The 10,010-nt window shown below is 59.5% G+C and carries 9 protein-coding genes, 1 tRNA gene and 2 pseudogenes; 7 read left to right on the top strand and 5 right to left on the bottom strand.

Translation table 11 applies throughout. From position 1 onward, the window contains the following. The first annotated feature begins 4 nt into the window (after nt 1–4). A tRNA-Met gene (locus ACFTOW_RS04230) sits at nt 5–81 on the top strand. 388 nt (nt 82–469) lie between these two features. Here ACFTOW_RS04230 and ACFTOW_RS04225 read toward each other — a convergent pair. Both ACFTOW_RS04225 and ACFTOW_RS04220 read right to left on the bottom strand, forming a co-directional pair. Further along, the gene (locus ACFTOW_RS04225) at nt 470–1,492 is read right to left on the bottom strand and encodes an SDR family NAD(P)-dependent oxidoreductase (protein WP_379913406.1); all 1,023 of its coding nucleotides are present in this window, start codon (nt 1,490–1,492) and stop codon (nt 470–472) included. Then, nucleotides 1,489–2,838, bottom strand: coding sequence for a UDP-glucose dehydrogenase family protein (locus ACFTOW_RS04220; protein WP_379913404.1), 1,350 nt, complete (start codon nt 2,836–2,838; stop codon nt 1,489–1,491). The genes ACFTOW_RS04225 and ACFTOW_RS04220 overlap by 4 nt, the downstream gene beginning before the upstream one ends. Before the next feature lie 644 nt (nt 2,839–3,482). On the opposite strand from ACFTOW_RS04220, the gene ACFTOW_RS04215 reads away from it, so the two are divergent. From ACFTOW_RS04215 to ACFTOW_RS04195, 5 genes and pseudogenes are all read left to right on the top strand, one after another. Continuing rightward, entirely contained in the window at nt 3,483–4,223 is a 741-nt protein-coding gene (locus ACFTOW_RS04215) for a glycosyltransferase family 2 protein (RefSeq protein WP_379913402.1), read from the top strand. Further along, nucleotides 4,220–4,546: a lipid-A-disaccharide synthase N-terminal domain-containing protein gene (locus ACFTOW_RS04210; protein WP_379913400.1), complete on the top strand. Its 327-nt coding sequence runs from the start codon at nt 4,220–4,222 to the stop codon at nt 4,544–4,546. The genes ACFTOW_RS04215 and ACFTOW_RS04210 overlap by 4 nt, the downstream gene beginning before the upstream one ends. Further along, nucleotides 4,524–5,936: an ArnT family glycosyltransferase gene (locus ACFTOW_RS04205; protein ID WP_379913398.1), complete on the top strand. Its 1,413-nt coding sequence runs from the start codon at nt 4,524–4,526 to the stop codon at nt 5,934–5,936. Before ACFTOW_RS04210 ends, ACFTOW_RS04205 begins: the two co-directional genes overlap by 23 nt. Continuing rightward, nucleotides 5,926–6,615, top strand: a complete 690-nt coding sequence (locus tag ACFTOW_RS04200; protein ID WP_379913396.1) for a phosphatase PAP2 family protein — start codon at nt 5,926–5,928, stop codon at nt 6,613–6,615. The genes ACFTOW_RS04205 and ACFTOW_RS04200 overlap by 11 nt, the downstream gene beginning before the upstream one ends. A 177-nt stretch (nt 6,616–6,792) precedes the next feature. Continuing rightward, nucleotides 6,793–7,754 (top strand): annotated as a pseudogene (locus ACFTOW_RS04195) (helix-turn-helix domain-containing protein); the annotation flags it as partial. A gap of 58 nt (nt 7,755–7,812) precedes the next feature. On the opposite strand, the pseudogene ACFTOW_RS04190 reads toward ACFTOW_RS04195, so the two are convergent. The 3 genes and pseudogenes from ACFTOW_RS04190 to tnpB form a co-directional block, all read right to left on the bottom strand. Then, nucleotides 7,813–7,986 (bottom strand): annotated as a pseudogene (locus tag ACFTOW_RS04190) (transposase); the annotation flags it as partial. An 18-nt stretch (nt 7,987–8,004) separates the two neighbouring features. Next, a complete protein-coding gene (gene tnpC, locus ACFTOW_RS04185) occupies nt 8,005–9,648 on the bottom strand; it encodes an IS66 family transposase (RefSeq protein ID WP_379913394.1) in 1,644 nt (547 codons plus the stop codon). 59 nt (nt 9,649–9,707) lie between these two features. Next, complete coding sequence (tnpB, locus tag ACFTOW_RS04180) at nt 9,708–9,863, bottom strand: IS66 family insertion sequence element accessory protein TnpB (protein ID WP_379913392.1); 156 nt, start codon at nt 9,861–9,863, stop codon at nt 9,708–9,710. Between the two features lie 44 nt (nt 9,864–9,907). Between tnpB and ACFTOW_RS04175 the strand changes: the two genes are divergently transcribed. Continuing rightward, nucleotides 9,908–10,010: DUF5372 family protein (locus tag ACFTOW_RS04175; protein WP_379913408.1), on the top strand; the 103-nt coding region annotated here is incomplete at its 3' end.

Genomic DNA, 10,010 nt, shown 5'->3' with positions numbered 1-10,010 from the left:
ACACCGCGGGGTGGAGCAGCCCGGTAGCTCGTCAGGCTCATAACCTGAAGGTCGTAGGTTCAAATCCTACCCCCGCAACCAAAATTATCAAATAAAACAAACCCTTGGCCTGTGGTATCTTTATACCACAGGCCATTTGCGCGTTTACATCAACGCCACATCAACACCGCACAAGAAAAACAGCAGTCGCGTGCATTTGCCCGCACTGGCGCGCTTGCCCAAGCCCAAAACGACAATTATCAACCCCAAGGACTCTCATTATGAATGAGGGACGACCGGGGGGCAGGTCACCACCGGAAATGGTCCTATCGGCTTGAGGCAAACACAGGGGTTACGATACCCGGGTCATCAAATTGCTATGTCCCTTGCCTGTTTGGCGTGGCGCTGGTCATAATTGGCCTCCTCAGACAGCTTGTACCCGGCGCACCCGGTGGATGGGTCCAACTGCATCGGGGCTCAGGTCAGGGGGTCAATCCAGTCGTCGCACGGTGTCAGCTGCGTATTCACCGCGGAACCAATCGATGAATGCCGCCACACCTTCGCGAATGTCCGTTTGAGGCGTGTATCCTGTCAGGCGTTTCAGCAGATCTCCATCGGCCCAAGTCGCAGGCACGTCGCCCGGCTGCATCGCTATGTAGTTGCGGATCGCTTTTCGCCCGGTCGCGGTCTCAATAGCGCCGATGAAATCCTCTAGCCGGACCTTGGTCGAATTGCCGATATTTACCACGCGGAAAGGCGCGACCGGCGAAAGGGTGTCGCCTTCAACCGCCGTCCCTTGCTGTGGCACCTTGTCGATCAACAGCCGAATCCCGCGTATCAGGTCGGCAATATAGGTGAAGTCGCGCGACATTTCGCCGTGGTTGTAGACATCTATCGGCGCGCCGGCGACGATAGCCTGGGTGAACTTGAAAAGTGCCATGTCAGGCCTTCCCCAAGGGCCATAGACCGTAAAGAACCGAAACATCGTGATCGGCAGGCCGTGTATATGTGCCCAAGCATGGGCCATGGCCTCATTCGCCTTTTTGGTGGCCGCATAGAAAGACATTTGCGTGTCGGCTCTTTGCGTTTCGACATAAGGCATTTCGGTATTGGCCCCGTAGACCGAGCTTGTTGAGGCCATCAGCAGATGCGCAGGCCGGGCAGCCAGCGCGGCCTCCATCAGGTTGAACGTGCCGATGATGTTCGCGTCGACATAGGCACGCGGGTTCTCAATGGAATGGCGGACACCTGCTTGGGCCGCCAAGTGGATGATCACATCGGGTTGCGCATGGGTCACCGCTCGTGTCAACGTGGCGGTGTCTTCCAGCATCGCCTCTGTGGCTGTGAACCGCGCATGCTGGTGCAGCAGGGCGTGGCGCCGCTGTTTGAGCGTGACATCATAGTAATCGGTCATGCCATCATAACCGGCGACGTCCCAGCCGTCTTGCAGCAAGAGCTCTGCCAAGTGAAAGCCGATGAACCCGGCGGTTCCGGTGATGAAAGCGCGCTTCATTCCGTCGGGACCCGCGCGCGGTCATGCGTCGCGTCGGCATGGCCGCGCCCGACACCATCATAAGCCGTAAAACCCGCGGCAAGCACATCCTCGAGGCTGTAGATGTTGCGCAGATCGGCCATCACGGGGGTCGCCATCGCCGCCGCCAGACGTTTCAGGTCGAGCGCGCGGAACTGGTTCCATTCGGTCAGGATCAGCAGGCAATCTGCCCCTTCGGCGGCGCTGTAAGGATCGGATTGCCACTCTACACCGGGCAGCAACGCCTCGCCCTCCTTGCGGCCATGGGGGTCGACAATGCGCAGTTTTGCGCCACCACCGACCAAGGCTGGCACCACGGTCAGCGAGGGCGCTTCCCGCATGTCATCGGTCTCTGGCTTGAAGGTCGCGCCAAGGACGGTCACGGTCTTGCCATTGACCGATCCGCCGCACAGATCGATCACCTTGTTGACCATGCGCCGCTTTGTAAGGTCGTTCACCGCGATCACCGTTTCTGTAATCCGCTGCGGCACGCCATGTTCCTGTCCAATTCGCGCCAGCGCCGACGTGTCCTTTGGAAAGCAAGATCCGCCATAGCCCGGTCCCGCATGCAGGAACTTGTTGCCAATGCGCCCATCCAGCCCCATGCCTTTAGCCACGGCTTTGACATCGGCGCCGACGCGCTCGCAGAGTGCGGCGATCTCGTTTATGAAACTGATTTTCGTCGCCAAAAAGGCGTTGGCGGCGTATTTGGTCATCTCGGCAGATTCCAAGTCGGTGTAGACAATCGGAAAATCGCGCAGGAACAAGGGACGATAGATGTCGCCCATAACCTCTTTAGCGCGGTTGGTTTCTAAGCCAACCACCACGCGATCGGGCTTCATGAAGTCATCGATCGCGGCACCTTCGCGCAGGAATTCCGGGTTCGAGGCGACGTCGAATTCTGCATCTGGCCGGGTGTTGCGGATTACCTCGGCAACCTTGCGATTGGTGCCTACCGGCACGGTCGATTTCGTCACAACGACCGCGTAACCTGTCAAGGCACGGGCGATATCTTGGGCCGCGGCCATCACATAGGTTAGGTCTGCATGGCCATCGCCGCGTCGCGTCGGCGTTCCGACTGCAATGAAGACCGCATCGGCGCCGTCAACGGCCGCGGCCAGATCGGTGCTGAACCGCAGGCGCCCCGCCTCTACATTGCGCGCCATGACGGCATCAAGGCCCGGCTCATAGATCGGCACCTTGCCACGCGCCAGCATGTCAATCTTATCGGGCATCTTGTCGACGCAAAGCACATCATGTCCGAAATCCGAAAAGCAAACCCCCGAAACGAGCCCGACATAGCCTGTGCCGATCATCGCAATCTTCATCAGAAACTGTCCTTTTGTGATAGTCTTGCGCGCTGCGTTGCATTGTTGCCGCCGGGTCGCACATTGAAACCACGGATACCAGCGCGCATTTTCAAATGATCTGGAAAAGGCGGTCCAATTCTGGTCAGGGTGGCTGCGGCAATGCTGTCAGATGTTATGCCGGTTTGCGCAGGTGGATCAAGCGCCGGTTCTGGATTGTCTGTGCTTTGATATTCGACTTGCCTGAGCAGATAACCGTGCCGCGCCCTTGGCAGAGGCGCGCAGGCGTCGGGCTGCCAGGGTTTTGCCTGTTGGGCAGGGCCGTGTCATCACGGTCGCAAGCGGTGACGGCCAGCATTCACCCGCTGCATTTTTCTTGGCTGTGAACCTTGCGGGCACAGGTTTCACGCAGGCGAAGTCATATTCGGGCGTCGTTGTCAGGCAACCATTGCCGGGCCGACGGCGACAATTGGCGGATCACACCCGCGATGCCCAGTTGCGACTTGACAGCACGGGATGCCGCGTTATTTCCCCTTCGGGAAATCTTGGGCCGGAAGGCTTGTGGACGTGCCTCCCCTCATCGGTGCCCACCGTTTGCGCCCCTGCAAAATCCGTTAGGACAGTTACGCAAATGGACCATCTGCAACATAAAACCTTGTGCCAATATGGTTGATGACGCGATGACAACCCTCTCTGTTGTGATACCGGCGCGCAATGAGGCCGAGAATATTGTCACATTGGTCAGACAGATTGATACGGCACTGTCGCATCATACGCCCTTTGAGATCATCGTGGTTGACGACGGATCTTCGGACAATTCGATAGACGTGCTAGAGACCTGCATGCAGACCATGCCGCACCTGCGGGTTCTCCGGCATGAACGGTCCGGGGGGCAATCGGCGGCAGTTCACTCCGGTGTGCTGGCCGCGCGTGCCCCGATCATCTGCACACTGGACGGCGACGGGCAGAACCCGCCAGAGGAGCTTCCCAAGCTTGCAGAGGTGCTTCTGAAAGACGAGCAGGGGCGCGTCGGGCTTGTCGCCGGACAAAGGGTCGGGCGACAGGATACGCTGTCGAAGCGGCTTGCCTCTCGCTTTGCCAATGGCCTGAGAGCGTGGATTTTGCAAGATAGCACCCGTGATACCGGTTGCGGTCTGAAGGCGTTCCGCAGGGCGGCGTTTTTGCGATTGCCGTATTTCGATCACATGCACCGGTATCTGCCCGCACTCTTTGCCCGCGATGGTTGGGAAACGGCGCATGTCGATGTGTCGCACAAGCCACGTGTTGCAGGCCGGTCGAACTATTCGAACCTGCAACGCGGCCTTGTCGGCATCGTCGATCTGGCTGGCGTTGCCTGGCTGCTACGACGCCGCAAGAAGGTCCGACCGAGGGAGACAGCAAAATGATGCACGACCTCTTGACCCGAATGGGCGCAGCAACCACCGGAGACGCGGCTTGGCTCATTGTCGGCCTGCTGGGACAACTTGCCTTCACGGCGCGGTTTATCGTTCAGTGGGTTGCGTCCGAGCGAGCTGGAAGGTCCGTGATGCCGATCGCGTTCTGGTATCTCTCGATTTCCGGAGGCCTGATTGTCTTGGCATACGGTATCCACAAGTTCGACCCCGTTATCATTCTGGGACAGTTGCCGGGAGTTGTCGTCTACAGCCGCAACCTATGGCTGATATACCGGGAAAAGAATATATCTGATGTCAGCACGAAAATCGATTGAGCTGGGCTGGCTTGCTCCGTCCCTTGTCATTGTCTTGGCCATAACGGCAATCCGGTGGTTGCTTCTCGCCTTCAATGGCACCGACCTTTTTGTGGATGAAACCCAATACTGGCTTTGGGGGCAGGATTTCGAGTTTGGCTATTACTCGAAGCCGCCGCTGATTGCATGGGTCATCGGCTCGGTTACGGCGGTATTCGGTGACGGCGCGTTTGCCGTCCGCGCTCCGGGGGCTGTCTTTCACGCGGCGACCGCGCTGATCCTGGCCGCCTTGGCGGCCCGGCTTTACGGGCGCGGTGTCGCGGTTTGGGTTGCGGCGGCCTATGTCACCCTGCCGATGGTCGGGGTTGGCAGCCTGCTTATTTCGACCGACACGATCATGGCCCCGTTCTTTGCGGCCGCCCTTTTCTTCCACCGCCGTCTTGTAGAGTCTGGCCGGGCAAGTGACGCAATTCTGGCTGGCGCGATGATCGGGGTCGCCTGCCTGGCAAAATATGCGGGCATCTACTTTCTGGTCGGCGTGGCGCTGGCGGCTATGTTGCAGCGCGACATGCGGCTCTCGTGGCGCAATGCCGGCCTGCTTTTGGCCGCTTGGCTGGTCGTGCTGTCGCCGAACTTGCTTTGGAACCTTGCGCATGGCCTGACCACCCTATCGCACACCGCCGACAATATCGGGTGGGTTCGTCAGGACGACAAACTGGCTGGTCTGAATCTGGCCGGGCTTGCGGAATTCGGCTTGGCGCAGTTCGCCGTCATGGGGCCGGGCCTTTTTCTGGCGCTGCTTGTCGCTCTGACGCGGCCTTCTGCCGGTTTGGTGGCCTTTGTGGTGCCAGCATTGCTCATCGTGTCAACGCAGGCGCTTCTCGACAAGGCTTATGCCAACTGGGCCGCCTCTGCCTATCTTGCCGGAACAGTGTTGGCTGTTGCGGTGCTGTCCTACCGCTTGCGCTGGATTGCGATCGGCGTGAACGCGGCACTTTGCATTGCCGTCGCGGTGTTGACGACGCAGCCCCGGTTAGAATGGGGCGGCGAGCCACTTCTGTCGCGCTATCTGGGGCGCGCACAGATAAGCCGCGAGGTGATCGCGCTTGCGCAAGAAAAGGGCGGATTGCCGATCCTTGCGCAGGGGCGCGCGGCGATCGCGGACTTGTTCTATACCGGTCGCGACTCTGGCCTGATGTTCTATGCCCCCGCGCCGCAGGGGCGCCCGATGCATCACTACCAGCAACGCTATCCTTTGCCGGCAGATTTCTCTGGTCCGATCATCTTGCTGACGAGGGCTCCACCGCCTTGCGCGGGCACGCCAGTTCCAATGGAAGATCGCAACGGCGGCTTTAAGGCGCACCGACTGTCGGTCTACTTAACCGACGCGGAGTGCGCCCGTGGCCAGTAGCAGAATTGCCGTTGCCGTTCTTGCCCTGATGTTTCTGGCGGGGACTGTCTTCCTGACATTTCCGGGTCTTGATCCGGCTGTCAGCCGGGTCTTTGCTGACCTTGCAGAGGGAAAATTTCCCCTCGCTGAGAATGAGCCTTTCAATCTCGTTCGCATGGCGATCTGGCGTGCCTCCATCGCGTTGTTCCTGCTGGCGACGCTCGGCCTTTGCCTTGCGCTGTTTCTGCGTCAGATCGGCGGTATTCCTGCAAGGCTTTGGGGCTTTATCCTGCTGCTTTATGTTGCTGGGCCGGGCATTCTTGTGGAATGGGGCCTGAAGGGGCATTGGGGGCGGGCGCGCCCGGCATATGTCTCGGAATTTGGCGGTCCGGCCGAGTTTACGCCGTTTTGGCAACCGACTGACCAATGCCTGCGCAATTGTTCTTTCGTGGGCGGAGAATCGGCAGGGGCAACGGTTTTGGCCATTTCCCTTTGGTTGGTGCTAGGTCATTTTCAGTCGCGGCTTTCTGCATTCTGGTTGCTCTTTGGCCGTCTGGCCATCTTGACCTTGCCGGTGATCGCGGGGTTCCATCGCATTGCCGCCGGGAGGCATTTTCTGTCAGATGTCATCTTCTCGATGCTCTTGGTGGCTCTTCTTGCCATCATCCTTGCCCGGGTCCTGTCTGTCAAAAGCCCTTGATCTGTCAGCGGTCTTGCAACTTCCATGTGTGCGGCTGTCCAAGGTCACAGGTGGTGATGCATGCCCTCCGAAAGTCAGGGTCGGAAAAGGCCTGTCTGACGTCAGCACCCATGGGACATTTTAAGCATCTTGCGGAACGGAGGGTTTCTGGCTCATCGTAGCCTTCATGGAGCGAAGATGAGCAAGAAACCCGTGACGAAGAAAGCTGAGGCCGAGAAGGCCGTCAAAGACATCCGCCGCGCGACCCGCAAGGTTCACAGCGCAGAAGAGAAGATCCGCATCGTTTTGGCCGGTCTTCGCGGCGAGGACAGTATTGCCGAGCTGTGCCGCCGCGAGGGCATTGCACAAAGCCTGTATTACAGTTGGTCGAAGGAGTTTCTCGAGGCTGGGAAGAAGCGCCTGGCGGGGGACACCGCCCGTCAGGCAACCAGCACAGAGGTGAAGGGGCTGCGCGCCGAGTCTATGGCCCTGAAGGAAGTGGTGGCCGACCTGACCCTGGAGAACCGCATCCTTAAAAAAAACACGACCGGGGCTGGGGGCGACCACGAATGAGATACCCTGCTTCTGAAAAGCTCGAGATTATCCGGATCGTCGAGCAATCTCACCTTCCAGTCCGCCGGACCCTGGCCCAGATCGGGGTGCCGCCCACGACATTCTACCGCTGGTATGATCGCTATGTTGAGCATGGCCCGGAAGGGTTGGAAGACCGCTCATCCCGGCCGTCCAAGGTCTGGAACCGCATCCCGGATGCCGTGCGAAAACAGATTTTAGATTTGGCACTCAACGAACCAGACCTGTCCCCGCGGGAATTGGCTGTGCGCTTCACCGACACAAAAAAGTATTTTGTGTCAGAAGCTTCCGTCTACCGGTTGCTCAAGTCCTACGACCTGATCACCAGCCCCGCCTATGTCGTGGTCAAAGCCGCAGATGAGTTCAAGGACAAGACCACCCGACCGAACCAGATGTGGCAGACCGACTTCACCTATCTCAAAGTGATCGGATGGGGTTGGTTCTATCTGTCCACCGTGCTCGACGACTTCTCCCGTTACATTGTTGGCTGGAAGCTTTGCACCAACATGGGGGCGGATGATGTCAGCGCCACACTGGACATTGCACTGGCCGCATCAGGCTGCGATCAGAGATATGCGCAGAAGTTGGTGACGCCTGATCAGGCGGCAGCTTGAAGTTGGCGGAGNTCGTGCGATGCCGGACGGTGGCGAAGGTGCTTTCGATCGGATTTGACGTCCGGATGTGCTTCCAGTGTTCCGCCGGGTAGTCGCAGAAGGTCAGCAGCGCGTCGCGGTCCTTGACCAGCTTGGCCGCCGCCTTGTCCCATTTCACACCGTATGTTTCGACGAAGAAATCGTAAGCTTCCGGCGAGGGACGCGGTCATGCGGCCTTGACGGCTTCCTGCTGGGCCTTCCAGTTCCACGGGAGCAACTCGGGCAAGCGTGACACGGTGATGTCGGGCATGCGCGCGAGGACGTCTGCCATCCATGCCTGTGGGTCGATATCGTTCATCTTGCAGGTGACGATCAGTGTATACATGAAGGCCGCGCGTTCGCCGCCGCGTTCAGACCCCGCGAAGAGCCAAGATTTTCTGCCCAGAGCTATCCCTCTTAGGGCGCGCTCGGCGGCATTGTTGGTCAGACAGATGCGCCCATCATCAAGGAAAGCGGTGAAGGCGCCCCACCGCTCGCCTTTGGGCGGAATCAGATAGTCGATGGCCTTGGCGACGCTGTTGTGTTTCGACATTCGCGCGCGCTCTTCCAGCAGCCAGGTATGCAGTTCCACGACAAGCGGCCGGGATCGCGCCTGCCGCATGGCAAGGCGGGCATCTGCATCCATACCATTGATCTCGCGCTCGATGTCGAAGATCGCGTCAATACGTTTCACCGCCTCCAGAGCGACCGGCGAGATATCATGCGCGGGTTTATTCTTGCGCACATTTCCCGCGATATCGGCCAGTTCGAAGAACTTGCGCCGTGCGTGACTCCAACAGAGCGCGCTGCGTGCAGGGCCGGGGCTGCGATCCGCCAGATAGAGGTCGTTATAGCCACTATAGGCATCGGCCTGGAGAACGCCCTGCCACCCAGCGAGATGTTTGTTCGGGTGGATCATCTGGCGATCCCGCGAGAATTTGAACAGGGCGGCAGGTGGCGCACTACCGCCCCATGGCCCGTCATCACGCACATAGGTCCAGAGCCGCGCGGTTTTGGTGCCGCCACGCGCCAGAAGCGGCACCGTCGTGTCATCGCCATGCAAGCGCGCTGCGGTTAGCACATGGCGCTCGATCAACTCATGGATCGGACTCAGCGCCACGCAGGCATGACCGATCAGATCAGCCAGGGTGGACAGGCTGAGATCAATCCCTTCGCGGGCAATACGCTCGGATTGGCGGTTTAGCGGCTGATGCTGTCCGTATTTGTCGAAGGCCACCATCGCGATCAGTTGCGGCCCAGCCCATCCGCGCGGAATGGTGTGGAAGGGTGCAGGTGGCTGGCTGATCTTCTCGCAACAGCGGCAGGTGAACTTCTCGCGCACCGTCTGGATCACCTTCCACTGGCGGGGGATGACCTCCAGCGTCTCGGTGATATCCTCGCCCATCTTCACGATGCGATCCGAACCACAGCAGGAGCAGTTGGTCGAGGCCTCGACCACCACACGCTCGCGCGGCAGATGCTCGGGAAAGGGTTTGCGCACGGGCTTGCGCCGGGTGAAGGCGCGCACGGTGCTGGTCTTGTCGTCCTGCGCTACCTGTTCAGCGGTCAGCGCATCCTCTGTGGCGGCGGCTTCCAATTCCTCGAGCTGCAATTCCAGCTGATCAATCAGCCGCGCGCGGCGTTCGGAGGAGATGCCGTATTTGTCGCGGCGCAGCTTGGCGATCTCCAGCTTCAGTTCTTGGATCATCGCATCCGTGCAAGACGCCAAGGCGCGCGCCTGCGCCAGATCGCGTTCGGCGGCTTGCGCACGGGCCGTTTGTGCGGCCAATTCAGCGCGTAATCTGGCGATTTCAGAAGCGGCATCTGACATGGAAGAGAACTACCACAGATGCCCCGGACGGCCAATAAAAACAGGCGCTTAAGCAGAAATTATCCAGCCTTTGCAGGGCGTTGTGTCCAGCGCGGATTGCGCCAGTCGATCCCTTCCAGAAGATAGCCGAGCTGCGCAGCCGATATCGAAACGGCCGTCCCATCCCGACTTACGGGCCAGATGAACTTTCCCGCCTCGAGCCGCTTGTACCTCACGAGGGAATGCAGGCCTGACTGACGCAGGTGAGCAGTTAGTTCGGGTGACGCATCCGTTTCATCCGTTGTTTTCGCAAAGAAGGCTATGTGTCGGGAGGCGGTGCAACCGGCATGGCAAGCGTCTTCTGTTGCAGGCGGACGACGGCA

The sequence above is a fragment of the Lacimonas salitolerans genome, assembly GCF_042677865.1.
Taxonomy (GTDB): domain Bacteria; phylum Pseudomonadota; class Alphaproteobacteria; order Rhodobacterales; family Rhodobacteraceae; genus Lutimaribacter; species Lutimaribacter salitolerans.
The sequence above is the reverse complement of the archived record's forward strand: the minus strand, read 5'-3'. Positions and strand labels throughout refer to the sequence as shown.